Source organism: Halobacteriovorax sp. DPLXC-1, from assembly GCF_036903125.1.
Classification (GTDB): Bacteria; Bdellovibrionota; Bacteriovoracia; order Bacteriovoracales; family Bacteriovoracaceae; genus Halobacteriovorax_A; species Halobacteriovorax_A vibrionivorans.
The window spans coordinates 616,636-634,047 of record NZ_JAYMCO010000003.1; the positions used below are offsets into that span (position 1 = coordinate 616,636).

General features: G+C 34.8%; 19 protein-coding genes. 13 read left to right on the forward strand and 6 right to left on the reverse strand.

Features of this window, described 5'->3' with window-relative positions; translation table 11 throughout:
* Nucleotides 1-238 precede the first annotated feature (238 nt).
* Complete coding sequence (locus tag VCM44_RS13005; RefSeq protein WP_334679050.1) at nucleotides 239-691, forward strand: ferritin-like domain-containing protein; 453 nt, start codon at nucleotides 239-241, stop codon at nucleotides 689-691.
* Nucleotides 692-758: 67 nt separating this feature from the next.
* Here VCM44_RS13005 and VCM44_RS13010 read toward each other — a convergent pair whose 3' ends face one another.
* Nucleotides 759-1,769, reverse strand: a complete 1,011-nt coding sequence (locus tag VCM44_RS13010; protein WP_334679051.1) for an SAM-dependent methyltransferase — start codon at nucleotides 1,767-1,769, stop codon at nucleotides 759-761.
* Between the two features lie 76 nt (nucleotides 1,770-1,845).
* Between VCM44_RS13010 and VCM44_RS13015 the strand changes: the two genes are divergently transcribed.
* From VCM44_RS13015 to VCM44_RS13030, 4 genes are all read left to right on the forward strand, one after another.
* Nucleotides 1,846-2,127: a hypothetical protein gene (locus tag VCM44_RS13015; protein WP_115361123.1), complete on the forward strand. Its 282-nt coding sequence runs from the start codon at nucleotides 1,846-1,848 to the stop codon at nucleotides 2,125-2,127.
* Between the two features lie 56 nt (nucleotides 2,128-2,183).
* Nucleotides 2,184-2,783 carry an HAD family hydrolase gene (locus VCM44_RS13020; protein ID WP_334679052.1) on the forward strand — a complete coding sequence of 200 codons (600 nt, stop codon included), beginning with the start codon at nucleotides 2,184-2,186 and terminating at the stop codon, nucleotides 2,781-2,783.
* A gap of 114 nt (nucleotides 2,784-2,897) precedes the next feature.
* Nucleotides 2,898-3,482 (forward strand): TetR/AcrR family transcriptional regulator, encoded by a 585-nt coding sequence (locus VCM44_RS13025; RefSeq protein WP_334679053.1) that lies wholly within the window; start codon nucleotides 2,898-2,900, stop codon nucleotides 3,480-3,482.
* A gap of 18 nt (nucleotides 3,483-3,500) precedes the next feature.
* Nucleotides 3,501-5,150 carry an AMP-binding protein gene (locus tag VCM44_RS13030; RefSeq protein WP_334679054.1) on the forward strand — a complete coding sequence of 550 codons (1,650 nt, stop codon included), beginning with the start codon at nucleotides 3,501-3,503 and terminating at the stop codon, nucleotides 5,148-5,150.
* Here VCM44_RS13030 and VCM44_RS13035 read toward each other — a convergent pair.
* Nucleotides 5,130-5,720, reverse strand: a complete 591-nt coding sequence (locus VCM44_RS13035) for a hypothetical protein (RefSeq protein ID WP_334679055.1) — start codon at nucleotides 5,718-5,720, stop codon at nucleotides 5,130-5,132. The two genes, VCM44_RS13030 and VCM44_RS13035, sit on opposite strands and share 21 nt — an antisense overlap.
* A 46-nt stretch (nucleotides 5,721-5,766) precedes the next feature.
* On the opposite strand from VCM44_RS13035, the gene VCM44_RS13040 reads away from it, so the two are divergent.
* Nucleotides 5,767-7,092, forward strand: a complete 1,326-nt coding sequence (locus VCM44_RS13040; protein WP_334679056.1) for a hypothetical protein — start codon at nucleotides 5,767-5,769, stop codon at nucleotides 7,090-7,092.
* On the opposite strand, the gene VCM44_RS13045 is transcribed toward VCM44_RS13040, so the two are convergent.
* Nucleotides 7,079-7,954: a LysR family transcriptional regulator gene (locus VCM44_RS13045; RefSeq protein WP_120404407.1), complete on the reverse strand. Its 876-nt coding sequence runs from the start codon at nucleotides 7,952-7,954 to the stop codon at nucleotides 7,079-7,081. The genes VCM44_RS13040 and VCM44_RS13045 overlap by 14 nt on opposite strands.
* A gap of 56 nt (nucleotides 7,955-8,010) precedes the next feature.
* A complete protein-coding gene (locus VCM44_RS13050) occupies nucleotides 8,011-9,219 on the reverse strand; it encodes a hypothetical protein (RefSeq protein ID WP_334679057.1) in 1,209 nt (402 codons plus the stop codon).
* Between the two features lie 214 nt (nucleotides 9,220-9,433).
* On the opposite strand from VCM44_RS13050, the gene VCM44_RS13055 reads away from it, so the two are divergent.
* The 7 genes from VCM44_RS13055 (at nucleotide 9,434) to VCM44_RS13085 (ending at nucleotide 15,545) form a co-directional block, all read left to right on the forward strand.
* The gene (locus tag VCM44_RS13055; RefSeq protein ID WP_334679058.1) at nucleotides 9,434-10,426 is read left to right on the forward strand and encodes an NAD(P)-binding domain-containing protein; all 993 of its coding nucleotides are present in this window, start codon (nucleotides 9,434-9,436) and stop codon (nucleotides 10,424-10,426) included.
* 42 nt (nucleotides 10,427-10,468) lie between these two features.
* Entirely contained in the window at nucleotides 10,469-10,831 is a 363-nt protein-coding gene (locus VCM44_RS13060; protein ID WP_334679059.1) for a hypothetical protein, read from the forward strand.
* A 132-nt stretch (nucleotides 10,832-10,963) separates the two neighbouring features.
* Nucleotides 10,964-12,157 carry a hypothetical protein gene (locus VCM44_RS13065; protein ID WP_334679060.1) on the forward strand — a complete coding sequence of 398 codons (1,194 nt, stop codon included), beginning with the start codon at nucleotides 10,964-10,966 and terminating at the stop codon, nucleotides 12,155-12,157.
* Complete coding sequence (locus tag VCM44_RS13070; RefSeq protein WP_334679061.1) at nucleotides 12,138-13,337, forward strand: hypothetical protein; 1,200 nt, start codon at nucleotides 12,138-12,140, stop codon at nucleotides 13,335-13,337. The genes VCM44_RS13065 and VCM44_RS13070 overlap by 20 nt, the downstream gene beginning before the upstream one ends.
* Before the next feature lie 86 nt (nucleotides 13,338-13,423).
* On the forward strand, nucleotides 13,424-13,933 hold the full coding sequence (locus VCM44_RS13075; RefSeq protein ID WP_115361099.1) for a hypothetical protein: 510 nt from the start codon (nucleotides 13,424-13,426) through the stop codon (nucleotides 13,931-13,933).
* Between the two features lie 100 nt (nucleotides 13,934-14,033).
* Entirely contained in the window at nucleotides 14,034-15,101 is a 1,068-nt protein-coding gene (locus VCM44_RS13080; protein ID WP_334679062.1) for an AI-2E family transporter, read from the forward strand.
* A 9-nt stretch (nucleotides 15,102-15,110) separates the two neighbouring features.
* Nucleotides 15,111-15,545: an OsmC family protein gene (locus VCM44_RS13085; protein WP_158536839.1), complete on the forward strand. Its 435-nt coding sequence runs from the start codon at nucleotides 15,111-15,113 to the stop codon at nucleotides 15,543-15,545.
* A gap of 1 nt (nucleotide 15,546) precedes the next feature.
* Here VCM44_RS13085 and VCM44_RS13090 read toward each other — a convergent pair whose 3' ends face one another.
* Together VCM44_RS13090 and VCM44_RS13095 are read right to left on the reverse strand one after the other, a co-directional pair.
* Complete coding sequence (locus tag VCM44_RS13090; RefSeq protein WP_120404411.1) at nucleotides 15,547-16,728, reverse strand: NAD(P)/FAD-dependent oxidoreductase; 1,182 nt, start codon at nucleotides 16,726-16,728, stop codon at nucleotides 15,547-15,549.
* 12 nt (nucleotides 16,729-16,740) lie between these two features.
* A complete protein-coding gene (locus tag VCM44_RS13095; RefSeq protein WP_115361091.1) occupies nucleotides 16,741-17,250 on the reverse strand; it encodes a Tll0287-like domain-containing protein in 510 nt (169 codons plus the stop codon).
* Nucleotides 17,251-17,412 lie beyond the last annotated feature (162 nt).

Consider the following 17,412-nt stretch of genomic DNA (forward strand, 5'->3'; position numbering starts at 1 on the left):
CCACACCAATTGGAGAAGAATTGTATTTGAATTATCAAGACACAAAACTGCATGAAACGATTTACTGCCAATATGTAGAATGGTTTGGTGCTGAAGGTTTTGAAAAGATTAAATACTCAGTAAAATGTAAACTCTTACGATAATAAAGTTTAGTTTTACAAATTTCACACCATTGACATTCATCAAACTGCTATCATCTTAATAGTGAGGAAGAGGATACCTTTTGGAGGTCTCGGTCATGAAAAAGTTGAATGTTTTCGTATTTATGTTCAGTTTGCTTTTTGCTTCCTTCTCCCTTGCCCAAGCTGATAACGTTAGGGCATTAATGATGGCACTCGATGACGAGTATAAGGCACGTGCAATTTATTCTAGAGTTTTGGATGACTTCGGTAGAGTTCGCCCATTTTCAAAAATTATTTATTCAGAACAAAGACATATTGATGCACTAATTCCTTTCTTTGCAAAATATGGAGTCGATGTGCCAGACGATTCATATTACGGGAGAGTTCCTGGGTATGATTCAATTCAACAAGCCTGTGAAGTCGCAATTATAGGAGAGATGGCCAATGTTGAATTATATAATAAGATTTTTGAATTGGCCGATGACCCTGATCTGATTGCAGTATTTGAAAATTTACAGTGGGTTAGTCAAAATCGTCATTTACCAGCTTTTCAAAGGTGTGCTGAATGATTCAGCATATTGTGTTCGTTGACATCCTAGCTCCCTTGATTTCACCCTCTCACGAAATCAAGGGAGTCTAGATTCGAGTTCCCATAACCATAACTTCATTCTTATTTACATTTAGCTGTCTCAAAATACAGTCGTAATCAAGGCTATGTAATTTCTTTTTAAAGCTTTGGAGAATATCGTAGCTGTCACTTCCTTTAAATTTAATGGTAAAGACAAAGTTTTTGCATTTTTGAGGTGTGGCCCAAGTTTCAATTAATTCAAGAATTCTTTCTGGAGTACAAATTATATCTGAAACCACCCAATCAAAACCATCCTCAGTCATAAACTTGAAAGCATCTTCTGCGCTAAAGTTCACTTTTGGCATAAGGTCTTCTCTTAGGGGAGAGCGATCAATTGATGTGACCTGTGCTCCTTGATTGAGGGCAACGTAACTCCATCCTCCTGGACATGCTCCAAGATCTACTAATGTTTCATCTTCTTTTATTTCATTTCCAAGTACGAGTTGCGCTTCCACAAGTTTTTTAAATGCTCTTGATGGTGCCTGCTTATCATCGGTAATCGTTGTGTAGCCACCAGGGAATGGACTAAGAAGATGATCATATTCTTGCCTTTTTACTTTATCGAGAACTGAAATCTTGATGCTTCGATCAGGATAAATACAGGCCTTAATAAGTGGGCAGTCTTTGAAATGAAACTTTCCTCTCTTTATTCCTTCTTTTCTTAAATTCTTAGCAAGCTTTTGAGATAATAATTCACTGCGGCCACTGGTTACGACTCCGTACTTATTAGAAATACTAAAGACTTGATAGGCTGTTTGTGAAATATTACTCTTCTTTAAAAGATTAACTATCAAAGAGCTCTGTTCTCCAATGCTTCCAGCTGGAATAGTTTGGGTTTCTGGTAAAATGTCCAGAGCAAGACCAAGATAGCTCTTTCTTAATGGTGTTTTTTCATCAATTTCTAAAATCGGTAGCCCATCAGGACTTGTGATTTGAGACTTCTTGATGGAAAATTCATCCATGACCTCATCTTTGAGGAACTTTTTCCAGGTATTATCTTTTGGCATTAGTAGGTGCATAAATGAGAACCTAGCGAGAAAATTAAGTTCCGTAGAGGGAAAATGTAAAATTTTCTAGATTAATAGAAGGATAAATATGTATTCAAGCTCAAGAAGATATCGCAAGAATGATTGGTGGGACTTTATGACTGTAATTGACCAGGAGTTAGACAGAGATGAAGGCCCAATGACTTACTATTATATTCTTGATGAGCTTAAATGGCGTATGGTGGACTCTGTATCAGAGGGCGAGACTTTTAAAATTAAGAAAAAGGCCCAAGAATTAAAAGATCGTATGGAAAAGAGTAAAGAAAGTTGGAGTCTTGATTCTGATGCGACTCTTATTGAATTAAACTCTTTATTAGAATTTCTTATTTAAATTTATATTACTGATCTATATCATGAACAGATTAAGTAGATTTGATAAAATTAATTATGAAAAAGAATATAAAAATCACTCTATTTTCTCTTTTTACAATTATCTCATGTGCGGCCATTGGCTACTTTGCCTCTGATTCACAAGAAACCACCACAACTGAAAGATGGGTTTTCTTCGACCTTGGGGATACGATAGTTAACACAAAAGAAAGTGGGAATTATCACTATTATCCTGGTGCTTTGGAGTATATACGCTCCTTAAAAGAAATGGGTATTAAGGTTGCTATTATTTCTAATATTCCTGAGTCATTTGGTGAAACCTACGATCAGAAAATTGAGTCACTCAATCAATATGTAAAGGCCCATTGGAATGATCAAGACCAATTTGACCTTACTATCTTTCATAAGGTTTACATTCCAATGAGTAATGATGAGCTAAAGCCCGCGCCATACATATTTAATAAGGCGCTAGACGAAACTGGTCGCCATCCAAGCCTTTATATTTCTGAAGCTTTTGATGAAGTTGAAGCAGCAAAGCAACTTGGTTTTGCTGGATTCCACTTCGCCGCTGGTGTAGGGCAGGAGAAAGTTGAGTCAACTCTTTATATTGAACTCAGTAAAATCGTGGACTATATCGATCAAAATAGTCATCTCTAAAGTCTAAATATATTACGTATTTGTCGTTACCTAGAATAAGCCTCTTGAGTCGAGGCTTTTCTTATGGCATATTGTAGAGTAATCGTCTAGACAACTTGTCTATAGGAAGTGAAAGTGAAGCAGGATTCGAAAGAGGCCATTTATGAAGGCGTTCTTAATTTATTAGATGAAGTTCCCATTTTAGATTTAAGTGTTTCAAAGCTAAAGAAGCATACTGGTCTATCAACAGGAACTTTTTATTATCATTTTCCAAATGGTATTGAAGATATCTTTAAATCATTATTCGTTAAATTAACCTCAAGAATTAGAAATGAAGTTTATCAAGCTGCTATATCGGCCAAAACAATTGATGAGACACTAGACGCGTTGGTTACAACATATTTCAATTGGCATAAGAATAATTTAAGAGAGAGTAGTTTTTTTTGGAGAGTGTCTGAATCTGGCTTCTCTGAGATTCGCCACCTTATTCAAAAAGAGTATCGCTCCCTATCTACTAAGATCTATGAAGTCTTATGTGAGCAAGGAGAGTCTGAAGGTGTAAAAGTCATTTCTCCAAATATTTTAGATGCCTTTCTTTACGGAGCTGCAAGAGAGCTTATCCATTCTTGGATAGGGCGAGGGCGAAGAGAAGAAGAATTTGAAAAAATGCGAGTTGAATTTATCGATGCACTTTACCGTGCATGTATTGATAAGAATTAAGGGATATACGAGGAAAATATGGATAAGATTTGGCTAGATAGCTACTCTAAAAATGCATCATTTGAGATTAACCCAGATAGCTACAATAGTATTGTCGAAGTAATAGATGAAACTTGTAGTAAGTATCAGGACCGCTCAGCATTTATAAATATGGATGTTGAGATGACTTATGGTGAAGTGGCTCAAAAATCGGATGCCTTTGCTAATTACTTAATCGAAGAGCTAAAACTGAAAAAAGGTGATGTCATCATGATACAGATGCCAAACCTTCTACAATATCCTGTTGCCCTTTACGGAGCCTTTAAGGCCGGTCTAATTGTTGTTAATACGAATCCTCTATACACTGAAAGAGAGGTTAAAAAAGTTTTAAAAGACTCTGGAGCAAAGGCAATTGTTATTTGTAGTAACTTTGTCTCAAAACTTGAAGCGGCAATGGCCGATAGTAAGATTGAGCATGTAATTACAACTGATATTGGAGACTTTTTTCCTTTCTTAAAAAGAAACCTCGTTAATTTTGCCATCAAATATATTAAGAAGATGGTTCCATCTTATAAAGGAACATACACGACTTTAAATACTGCTATAGATAGAGGAAGTAAGCTAAAAGCATCATATCCAAAGCTTTTAAATACTGACATTGCACTTCTTCAATATACTGGTGGAACGACTGGGAAAACAAAGGCCGCAGTACTTACTCACCGAAATATTATTGCTAATATGCTGCAAATGGCCGTTTGGATTAAATCTGGTCTAGGAGAGGGAGAGTATAAAGTTCTGGCCCCTCTACCAATTTATCATGTCTTTACATTCTCTGTTAATATTCTTGGTTTCTTCTATATGGGAACAACAAATCTTTTAATTACTAATCCACGTGATCTCGATTCTGTTATTAAAGATATAAAAAAACATAGGCCAGAAGTCGCAACAATTGTGAATACTTTATTGCAGGCATTGCTTAATCATCAAGAATTTCAAAAGCTGGATCTAAGTTATATGAAATTGAGTGTTGCTGGTGGTATGGCACTGAAAGTAGCAGTTAAGAAAAAATGGGAAGAGATAACTAAGTCAAGTGTCGTCGAAGGTTATGGCCTAACTGAAGCTTCTCCTGTCGTAACATGTAACCCAGTCGATGGAAGAGATATCGCTGGATCGATTGGTATTCCACTTCCTTCGACAGATATCAAGATCGTTGATGAGCAAGAAAATGAGCTGGGCCTTAACGAAGAAGGGGAGTTGTGTGTGAAAGGTCCCCAAGTTATGCAAGGTTATTGGAAACAAGAAGAAGAGACAGCAAAGACATTTACTAAAGATGGATGGCTTAAAACAGGTGACTTTGCTTGTATTGATGAAAAAGGCTTTGTTAAAATTCTTGATCGTAAAAAAGATATGATAGTCGTATCAGGCTTTAATGTTTATCCAAATGAAGTGGAAGAAGTTCTTCTTGAACTTGACGGTGTTCAGGATGTTGCGGCAATTGGAGTTGATAATGAAAAGTCAGGAGAGGTTGTAAAAGTCTTTATCGTAAAGAATAAAGAAATTACAAAAGATGATATTAAGAAATTTTCTAAGAAGAATCTTGCTGGTTATAAAGTACCAAAAGAGATTGAGTTTAGAGATGAGTTACCAAAGAATAATGTTGGAAAAGTTCTAAGAAGGGAACTTCGCTAGAAACTCTTTCATTTCATCTTTCCAAATAAGACTGCGGGCCTTTGGATTACATCTTGTTGGCGTTGGCCAATACCAGATATGATCAATAAGGTCTGCACTAAGTCCATTTTGTTCGAAGAAGCCTTCAAGTAAGTTTTCAATTCCTTTTTTTCTACGACAAGTAAAGAACATAGGCTTTGTTTTCAATAACTTTTTAAACTTTGGTGAGGCATGTTTAAAGTCCACGTTATTTTTCTTATGGGCCGCAAATAAAACAGTATCAGAAGGATCGTCTTTATCTTTATTTGGAACCTTGGCAATATTTACTATATTGCTCATAGCAATGCCCCACTTTTCTAAGAATGCATACTTTTCTTCAATAGTAAGTTTTCGAGCTTCTTTTTCTGGTTCAAACAAGAATTGTAAAACTTTCCAAAAGTGATTGCGATTATTATTGTAATAAAAGAATTCACCATCGGGTTTTTCACCATTTACAGTACGAGCATTAATAGAGCCCATAGTTCCTAGAATAATTAAATTGGTTTCTCCCTTTGGGATAAATATAGGAATTTCATCTTGATGTGTAGCCATATACCTAGGGTATCATAAATAGAAGAAATTATGCTAAAATTAGAAGGTGAAAAATAAATGTAAGCTAAGAGCTCTTCTCTTTCTCCTTTTGAATATAAATGTACTCGCTATAAGTGTGAATATTAGCACTTATAAATCACGAAATGAGATCGTAAAGAGGGAATCTGAGAGCTTTGGTCGATATATTGTTGTAAAATTTGGTGTCTTTGATTTAAAGACTAAAAAGCTAAAGGTTAGTGGTGCAAGTGTAATTAATAAATATCAAGAAGAAGATCTTAATTGCCTAGAGCCTATAATTAAAAGCGCAACAATGAGTGAGACTCAACTAGAGGACTTTTCAAAGTTTGTTGAATTTAATGATCGTTTTTTTCAAACGCAGTATGGTGTTTTAGTTGAAAAGTCATGCCTTGAAAAATCCAATCGTAAATATATCGAGTCAAATATTTTAAAGTCATATAAAGATGGCCTTAGTTGTTTACAAGAACTTGATGGTGAAGGCTCGAAAGAATTACTTCTTAAAATGAACAATCTCTTTAGTGACTCTGATAATAAACCAAAGATCTTTTGTTCAGAAACAAATGCAGATATTAAGTCGAAAGGAATTAATTGGACTGATGCTAAAGCCTATGCCAGCGCTTCAGATGAATTTAGTAGTGATGAAATGAAGCATCCGTTTATCTCTTTAGGACAACAGTGGCGTTGGCAAGATAATGCTTATAGTTTCCGTGGTACACTTTTTCATGAGTTCATTCACAATACAGGATGTATTCATACTAAGACTATAGAGAAGTCTTATACTTGCCAGACATGTTGCTTTAGTGAAATCGATAATCCTAATGCAATGATGAGCCCTGCTCAAAGTGCAGTCGAACAAAAAGAAGTTGCTTGTAAAATATGTCGTTCTACTTATGAAGGGATTACAGATAAGAACTACTTAAGAGATTATGCTAAATTTAGTATTCTCGGCGGACAGACCTCATTTCTTCTACCAGTTTTAAAAAGCTATATGAAAGAGCGTCCTGGCGATGACTTTGCTGTGGAGATCTTTGTTGAAGCAGATAATAACGGGCCGTTAGCGAAAGCACTTTTATCAAATAAAGGGCCCGTTACAAAGTATGAATTACTAGCTGAAATCGTTAAGGAGTATGCAAAAGGTAATTATGTCCAATCAGCTAAGTTTATTAGAAAATTAAAGCAAGAGCGTAAGTACTTTACAAACAATCAATACTCTTCGATTTATGAAGAAATAGAAAAAGATCTGCTATTTATGTCCTTTGGAAACCCTGAAATAAAGCTCCAAGCAGATAACCCATTCAATAGTCTTTTTAAGCAATCCAAAGACTTTCTCTCTTCTCCTGTTAGCTTAAAATAGCAATTTGAAGCTTTTCAAAAATGTAATCTTTAAAAACCTTAACATGCTTTGGGATATGTTTAGAAGGTGGAGAGAGAACGAATAGAGAACGTTTGAAATAGGTAAATTCTGGCAAAACTTTTGTAAATATATTTGTCGCAATTTCTTTCTTGCAATAAAAAGTTGGAAGGGTTGCAATGCCTTGTGAGTTACTCACATATTGCTTTAATAGTGGAAAAGAGTTTGTTGAAAAATGACTTTGTAGGTCACTTAATTTCTTCTTTGTTAATGGCGTCCCATAAACATCTTTTAATAATCCAATAGAGTGATGTTTTAAATCATCTTCTTTAAAGATTCGTTCATTAGTATTTAGATATTGACTTGAGGCAAAAAGGGCAACTTCAATATCGCATACTTTCTTTTGAATTAAGTTCGAGTCTTTTAGTTTCCCAATTCTTAATGCAAGGTTGAGTTGGTGCTCCTTAAAATCAAGAATATCATTCGTTGAATAAATCTCTATCCTTATGGAAGGGTATATTCCCATGAACTCATTTATTAGTTCCATTAAAATCTCTTGTGAGAGGTCTTCTGGAGCTGTTAGTTTAATGACTCCTCTCATCTCATCATTATTTGTTTGGAGTTCTTTGACAGAACTTTCTAAGGCTTCTATTGGCTGTCTAATTGATTGGAGTAGGTGCACTCCCTGTTGCGTAAGTGATATTCCCCTTGGCCCACGTATGAGCAAGTTTGATTCAATTAAGTTTTCGAGCTTAACTAAGTCGCGACTAATCTTAGACTTTGGATGACCTAGTGCCTTTGCTGCTTTTGTTAAACTTCCTAGTTCTGCAACTTTTTCAAAAATCTTAAGTAAATTAAAGTCCATTATATTGCCCCGTAGAGTGTTCTCTTATAAGAACATTCTACGGGTATTTTTATGGATTATGCAACATTACTCATATTTAGTGACTCATTCATCTGTAGTGTTTGTGAAATTAACTTCTTCCCGGCATCATTAATTTCTCTTAATGTTTGCTTTAAACTGTCTTTGAAATTACCCAGGTCGCGTAGGAGTCCATGAAGCTCACCAGAAGATGTTGATAATTTTGCAGCTTCAATTTTTCCACTTATGCTTACCATCTCTAAACCAATTGATAACTTCTTTACATCATTACAAACACGCTCAAAAGTTCGAAACTCTTTTTGAATTTCTTGAAGGCTATCTTTTGCACGTTTTATTTGTTCAGTTCGCAATGTATTTAAAATTTCCATTTCATTGGATTTTTGAATTGGTGTTGGCTTTGTTTCATTCTCAAAGAAATTATGTATCTCTTGCTGAAGAATGGAATTACAAACATAGAATTGGCATTCTTTTACCTTTTGCTGCACTATCTTTCCTGATTCCACAAATTTATTTATTTCAGTGTGTATTTCTTTGGCAAGATTATCGTACTGTGAAGAGATCGTTGCAAGGGAAGCGGCTTCTTCACCAATTCGTGCAGACTGTACTTCTAGATTCATTGGTACAAGTGAAGTTTTTTGATATTCCTCAAAAATTAATTCTGACTTATTCTCAAGAGTTGCCCCTGAGTTCAATGCTTCTTCAAGTAACTGTAATGCGTTTATAGGTCTTTCTCCAAGCTCTATTTGTCTTGAATTTAGTTCTGCCATTAGTGCTTCAATCATAAATTGTTTGTAGTCCTGAAAACCAAGATCTTTTACAACTGAAATTAGAATATCTTGAGACTCTTTTGGTGAGAGCCTCTTCTTCTTTTCAAGATGATATAACTCTTCATATTTCTCTTGAATGATTGCAAAATACTTACTGCTTGGTTTAAGTCTTACTGATAAGTATCCATCATCAATTGGTGAGACTAGCGCAAATACCCAATAATTACTTCCGTCTTTTGCTTGATTGTTAACGTATGCACCGATCATCTCATTGCGGCCAATAGTATCCCAAAGAAGTGAAAAAACGCCTCGTGGCATTGTTGGATGCCTGACAACCTTATGCGGTTTACCCAGCATTTCATCCCATTCATATTGGCTTACACGTTGAAAAACAGAATTACCTGATTCGATAATTCCCTTTTTGTTGGTTCTTGAAAAAAATAATTCATCATAGCCGAAGCTACTTTCTCCTTCAGTCACTCTCTCTCTCCCTAATTGTAATTAAATTCATTTATCCTCTCGTAATTTATATTATTGATATTACGTCGGTAAAAAAAGATGATTGTTCTCACTGAATTAATTTCCTTGAGAGGGGTTTAAGGAATCTTTACGCTGTGTTAACAATGTATTAATAATTTAAATAAAAAAACTTGCTATGATTTGAATCAGTTTAGAATAGCTTATGAGGTAAATAATGTACGAAGAATTAAGTTTATATGAAGTTGTCATTATCGGAGCTGGCCCTGCTGGGATTAGTTTAGCAACAGAAGCATGTGAAAAAGGAATCTCTCCAAGTAATATTCTCGTTCTTGAAAAGGCCAAGGAGCATTCTTGGGCCATTAGAAAGTTCTATCCAGAAGAGAAGATGGTTACGGCCAATTATAAGGGTAATGATGTTTCATGTACTGGACATTTATGTTTAATGGATTCGACAAAAAAAGAAACATTGAGTTATCTCGATAAGGCAATCGCAGATTATAAGCTCAATGTCGTTTATGAGAAGAGCGTTGATGAAATAAAAAAATTAGCAAATGGCCAATATGTTGTTTGCTCTGGTGAAGAATGTTTTGTAACAAAAACAGTTGCAATTGCAATCGGTGTTATGGGACGTCCAAATCGTCCTAGTTATAAAATTCCAAATGAAATAACAAGTAAGATCCATTTTGATGTAACTAGTAATCTCGTTAAAAATGAGAAAGTCTTAGTTGTTGGTGGTGGGGACTCAGCAAGTGAGTACGCCCAATATCTTGTTCAAAATAAAAATGATGTCACTTTCAGTTATCGTAGAGAATCAATTAGTCGTATGAATGACATTAATCACAAGACACTTCTTGAACTAGGAAAAGAAGGATTATGTGATGTTAGGCTAGGAACTGATATTGATTCAGTTGAAGAATCTGATGGAAGAATTCAAGTCAACTTTAAAGATGGAAAGCAAGAAAAGTTTGATCATATTTTTTATGCACTAGGTGGTTCAACACCAAAGAACTTTCTAGAGACTATCGGTATAAAAATGTCTAAAGAAGGTCCAGAAGTTAATGACTTCTTTGAGTCTAAGCAAGAAGGAATCTTTCTATTAGGAGATCTTTCTGCCGGCCGTGGAGGAGGAAGCATTAACCTTGCATTCAATAACTCTCACAAGGCCATGCAAGAGATTTGTGATATGTATCTCGATTGTCCTAAATAATTAATACTTGTTTCAAGTCATGGGCAACTGTAGAATGTTGTGATGAAGGAAACTAATAAATTTCAGGAGAAATATCTCGATTTGCTTGTTTATTTATCTTCGAAAAGAAGAGGAATAAAGGCGCGTCTTAAGAAGTCTTTATTGAGACTCAAAAGAGGGCTTGAGCAAGAAGGAGTTGAGACGCGAGAGATGTTTTCCATCTATGGCCGCTATACAAAAGGCTTGGCAACTAAGGAAGAGATGGTATTGGCCAATAAGCAATTTGTAGAAATCTTAAAGGGGCTTGGAGTAGGTGTTCTTTTAGTTCTGCCGTTTGCACCTCTGACTCTTCCTTTTGTCGTAAAACTAGGACAACGTTTAGGTATTGATATTATTCCTTCATCTTTCAGTGATAGAGAAGATTAATTCTGTTACTAATCCTTCTGTTATTTCAAGGAGTTATGCTTTGCTTTTGGTGAGTGAGGCCCAATATAAATAATTGCTGTATATATTTCAGCGTATATTCCTATTTGTCCTGTCTTATTGTACTAAGATTGAATGAATAAAACACTCCTCGCTATTTTATTGGCACAGCTAATCTGTGGAAATACTTTCGCTATAAATATTGCGGGAACAAGTGCTTATTTCGACCAAAAAGATCTTGAAGAAGTAACTTCAAGATTAACCTCACAGCAGCTTTTTGAATTAGATAATATGTCATTAAGCGACTCTCAATGTGAGTACGAGATCTTAGAAGATGTTTATCAACTAGATAAGGATTTAAGCCTAAAAGACTCACTCATTTATTTAAGGTCTAATAAGACTATTGATGATACTGAATACCGTCTTTTAAATCGAACAATCAAATCATTTTTAAAATCAAAGAAAGATAAATACCTTTCACCATTTAAATCTAAGGTAGAAGATTTTAATAAAAATGCATTTCATGATTTTTCAAAGCAGATCGAAGGTGGCCTTTGTTTGAATATCGCTTTTAAGAACCTAATAGGTGCATTAAAAGTTGAAAAACCAATAAAGAGTTTTAAGGTTGCTTACCACAAAGGTCTAATTTCAAAGAGAATGTATTGGCAGCTTAAAAGACTGGTACAAGAAGATTATCATAAAGAAGCAAATACATTATCTGAATATCGTAAAAATCAAAACTTTTTAACAAATCAATTTCCTGAACGTCTTGAGATTGAGGGCGTAGACTATATTTCAAAAAGAAGTGAAAAGCGAAAAGCATCTCGTCGTGAAGTTCTACTTTCAAAATATAATCCATTTCAGATTATTTATCTTAGAAGCATGATGGAAAGGCTCTTAAATCGCATTAATGCAGACTTCGTATCGATTAATGTTGTTTTAGACGATGAAGTTGTGGAAGAAATAATTCTCGACCCATTAGAGCAGTATCGTTTTGCTGCAAAGATGATTCGTAAGGAATTAGGGGATTTACAAAATACAAATTTATTCTCATCAACGAATGTATCGTTTGAGGATATCTTGGCCGCTTCTTTTGAAACAGGTTTAGTAAATGGGGAGGATCTAAGTACTCTTGAAACAGTTGAGTACGTTTGGAACCCTAAACTTACAAAAGGTGAAAAGCGAAAGCGTTTTATAAAAAGATATGGAACGATTTTTGTTGCTGCAATTCCTGCTTCTGTTTATTTTGTGAAGGTTTTTGCTCTCGTTGGAATCGAAATGTTAACTGATATTAAAAAGGAGCCAGCTCGTGATCATTCAATGTTCTAAGCTCTTGGTGCTTCTTCTTATTACACAGTTTAGCTTTGCTGCTTTTAAAACAACAGTTTTAACTCGTAATAAAGAAATGGATCTTGTAAAGAAAGAGGTCGTATTCAAAGACATCGACAACCTTGGAAAGTTAGAAGATAAGAGTTTTAAAATAGTTAAAGCCAAGTCTGAAAAACCGATTGTTTTATCTGAACTAAATGATGACTTAGAAAAGATGAGAGCAGCAAGTGTTTACTTTCATCTAAAAAAAGCGAAGAAGTATTTTCTTGATGTTGTTAAGTCTAAGTATGTAAGTGAGTTAGGGCAAATCACAATTAGACTTGGAATTACTAATCAATTTAATTCTATTGGTCACTTTGCTCATGATAACTTAGCTCCTGAGTATAATAATGCTCTTTCAATCCCTCCTGGAGAAGGAAGAGCAAGATTTGGTATTGATCCTTGGCAACATGAGATCTGGTTTAGGCCAGCAAAAGAAGTTGATTTACCTAGTGAAGGATTAAAGAACGACTTCGAACAAACTGCGGCACTATTTAGTGAGTTTCGTACTCAATCTCGATTTGCTAATTTTCAACGATTTGTTGCTGATCTATTTTTATTAAGCGGTGATGAGCTTGTGGATTCTGGACTTAGTATCTTAGGTTCCACGGCAATTATTGAAGCTTCGTTTATAGCGATGAAGCATATATATGGACTCCTTCAGGGAAAGAGTTATTTATTAGATACATCGTTTATTCCTGAAATTGTTTATCATGAGTTCGCTCATATCGCTCTTAGTGACAAGTTAACATTAAGTCATTCTTCACCTGTTAATGAAGGCATGGCCGATTTCTTTGCCGCTTCAATTGCCAATAGTTCAACACTTGCTGATAAGGTAAAGGACTATGCAAAAAGAGTACGTGAAAAAGATGCATTTAGAGAGCAGACTTATCAATCAGGCTTTGAGTCTAATGCATATGCAAATATTGACTTTGTCTTAGGAGTACTTTGGCAGGTTAGGGAGCTAGATGAGCAGAAGAGTCACTCGTATATATATAATATTAGAAATAATTTAACGAGTAGCTCAAATATTAGAGGTGATTTAGTGAAGTCCATTCTTAAGGAATGTCGACGCTCTTGTAAATCTCCGCTTAGTGGCAGAATAAAGCTTCTAAACGCCTATCATGAGATGGGTTTATAAATACATAGATTTGATAAAGAATTGACGTAATATATTTTGTTGGGTATTAACCCATATATTTTAACTAATTATTTAGGGAGATGTTCATGTTTAAGAAATTAGCTGCTGTAGCACTTGTATGCTTCTCGTTTTCAACACTAGCTAATGTTGATGCGAAAATTGCTCCAATCTTTGAAGAGGTTGAGTTTAAATTATCTGTAGAGTGGGATCAAAAAGATCAAGAGTTCTACAATGAAACTGTTAGAAACTTTGAGACTCAATTAGGTGAGTTAAGAGCAGAAGGTGTAAAACCTGCTGACGTTTTAAACTACCTAAAGTCTAATATCAAAGATCAAAAAGTTGCCAATGAACTTTCTAGTCTTGTCGCTTCAATTGATCTTGAAACAATGACTCTTGAAGAATCAAAATCACTAATTCAAGATTATGTAGATGGTATGAAAAATACTGGAGCAAATTACCACGGTCGTTATGGTTATGACTATGGATTCTACTACCTATTCTTTGGTGGAGTAGTATTTTATTACTACTGGTATGCTTATAGCTACACATACTATGATTGTTACTATGATAGATGGGGTTATTACTACTGCTACTAGAATCAAACCGTAAAATTATGTTAAAAAGAGAGCCTCCTTTTTAGGAGGCTTTTTTTATTCTTTATTTGCACACTAAGGGATTCAAACATACAATATTTATATGCAAAATAAATATAATATAACGTATGTATTCTTTGGTTTTCTTTTTCTATTAATTGGATATTTGGTTTGGATGATGGCCAGGCAGATGATTGGACCAATTATTTTTGGTCTTGTTTTAGCTGGAGTCTTCAATCCACTTAAAAATAAAATTATTAGTAAGTGGAAAGTTACAAACTACACTAGCTCCATCCTTACTACTCTTATTATTACATTGCTAGTTCTTATTCCCCTTATTTTTTTAGCACTCGCAATCAGTAAAGAAGCCGTCTCTTTATATCAAAGAATTGTCAGCGCTTTAGCTCATCATGAAGTTGATAACTTTTTATTTGGTGAAGGTGCAATTGCAGACTTAATAAGAAGCTTTTCTCAAATGTCTGGTATGGATATCGATATGGATCAAGTTAAGACAGCTGTTTTAAACGCCCTTAAAGGAGCTTCAGGAACAGTGATTTCAAGTATCAATTCGATCATGGGTAATATCATTACTTTTATATTTGATTTGGCCATTATGATGATTGTCGTCTTTGGTATATTCATTGAAGGAAAGCATTTAAAAAACTATATATTTGACCTATCACCACTTCCTTCAGACCAAGAACAGAAGATTTTAGAAAAATTTAATCAAATGAATTATGTAACTTTGGTATGTAATGGTGTTGGAGGAGTTATTCAAGGTGTACTTGCGGGTATTGCTCTTTGGTTTACGGGGTTTGAATCCATCGTCTTATGGACAGTTGTCATGGTGTTTTTGGCCTTTGTTCCATTAGTGGGAATATCAATCGTAACGATTCCTGCCAGTTTATATCTTGTACTAACGGGTGATACAGGGGCAGGAGTAGGGCTCTTTATCTTTACTTCTCTGGTTGGACTTATTGTTGAAAATTGGTTTAAACCCAAGTTTATTGGCGACCGAATTAAGATCAATTCTACCTTTGTTCTTCTAACGATTATAGGCGGTATGGGAGTATTTGGTATGGGAGGAATCTTCTATGGTCCAATTATAGGAATTTTATTTCTCACAGTAGTTGAAATATATCATGATCAATATAATTTTGTTGTTGAATAGGAGTTAATATTGGCAACTTACACGACAGTTACTACAGGTAGAGCCGATAATATTGAATTAAATCTTACGGCCGAAAAGAAAGAATCTCTCACAGTTACTCCTCCTCCTCAGTTTCAAGGCGTTGAAGATAAGTGGAGTCCTGAAGATCTTTTTAGTGCGAGTATTTCAAGTTGCTATATACTTACTTTCAAGTCATTTGCACAATTTCAAAAGCTTGCGTGGACCAATATTGAAGTTAAGGCCGATGCACATCTTGAAAAAGTTGAAAAAGGTTTTGCTTTCACAAAAGTGGATATCTATGTAAACCTTGAAATTTGTTGCGAAGGAAATGTCGATCCATATTTAGAGCTACTCTATAAGGCCAAAGATAATTGTCTGGTTACTAAATCTATGAATTGTGAATTTAGCCTACACCCAAAGATTAAGAATACAGCAAAGAAATAAACTACATTCTGCCTTTCAACATTCCATGCCAATACACAAGTGGAAGAATATGGGCCTTTAGAAAGTACATACTCCAGCGAGGCTTAGACTGATCAAAAGGAAAAGTTTCGCAAGGCTTTCCATCGTAATCAAACTCTGCAAGAATCAACTGCCCATATCCTGTAACTATTGGACATGACGTGTAGCCATTATATTCTCTATTAAAGTCAGATCTCTTATTAATAAATTTGACTATATTCTCTGCTACCACAGGTGCTTGTTTTCTAATTGCTGCACCAGTTTTCGCTGTTGGTGCATTAGAAACATCACCCAAAGAGAATACATTCTCATATTTTTGATGTTGGAAAGTATGCTTGTCTACATCAATCCAACCAGTCTCGTCTAAGAGCTTACTATTTATCAAAAAATCTGGTGCTGACATTGGTGGAACAACATGAATAAACGAATATTCTTTTTCAATGAGTTGATTTGTTTGAAGATCTCTAAAGAAGGCTTTTTTATTAATTCCGTCAATTCGCTCTAGGTTTATTTGGAAATGAGTTTTAATATCTCTTTCTTTTATAATCTTCTCAAGTGACTTTTTATATTTCTCAACCCCAAAGATAGCTTGGCCAGGGCTTGTAAATTCTATCTCTACATTATTTCGCTTTCCATGCTTTCTTAAATAGTCTTCAACTAGATACATAATTTTTTGTGGGGCACCACCACACTTTAAAGGAGAGTTAGGAAAAGTAAATAATGCACTACCATGATCAAGCTCTTGTAGGAATTTCCAAGTATAATCAACATATTCATAGCTGTAGTTAGAGCAAACGCCGTCTTTACCCATTGCCTCTTTCAGTCCTTCTATTTGATCCCAGTTTATTTGAATTCCTGGAGCAACAACAAGAATATCGTATTTTATAATGCCTTCTTTTTCACACTCAACTTCATTTTTATCAGGATTTATTTTAATACAACGATCTTGAATCCAGCTAACTTGGTGGGGCATAACCTCTTTGGTTAACTTTCTAGTTTCTTCTTTTGTTCCAATTCCAGCACCGTTTAGGGTCCAGTAAGGTTGGTAGTAATGATACTTAGAAGGCTCGATAACGGAAATTTCAAAAGATTTATCAAGAGAGTTTCTCAACCTAGCAGCTGTTGTAATACCAGCTGTACCTCCGCCAACGATAACTATATTCATTTTTTATCCCTATTATTTTGTTTTAAAAGTTGCCCAAAAATATCCTCGTGTATCACCTGTTTTATAGCCAGTGGCCTTATCTGCAGGATATAGCTTATTAATTCTAGCTGACACTTCAGGTTTTATATTTGAACCGTGGCAGTTTAAACAAAGTGGCATTGTCTTTATTGGTTTTATAATTCCGGATTGATTATTACTAATTCGAACAACGCTATAGCCTTTCTTGTTAGATCCTGATTCGTAAGCATCAATTGTTTCTTTCATCCAATCTTTTACTGTATTATTTGGATTTCTATTTTTTAGACTAACACGTCCGACCTCAATACCTTTTGAATGGTATTTTTTAGTGATGGGCATGGCCTTTGTGTTACAAACCTCTATGGCATTAACTGGAGAGACCTTCATTGCTGATTGAAGCTCTTTTTTTAGTGCCATAGCTGTTTTTTGAATTGCTTCAAGGGCCTCTTTTTGCCCAGCTAGAGTTGAAAACGAAAGTAGTACTAGAAAGATTATTTTTTTCATAAATCTAGAATAGCATAAAAATATATTTATAATTTGATGCGTATCAATATTTGTCTTCTTTTAATCATATTTTTAACATTCTTAGGTATGGTTTTTTACAAAGGCTTCACATTCAATCTCATTGATTGATGTTATAATGATTAAAATTTCATTTATCTAAAG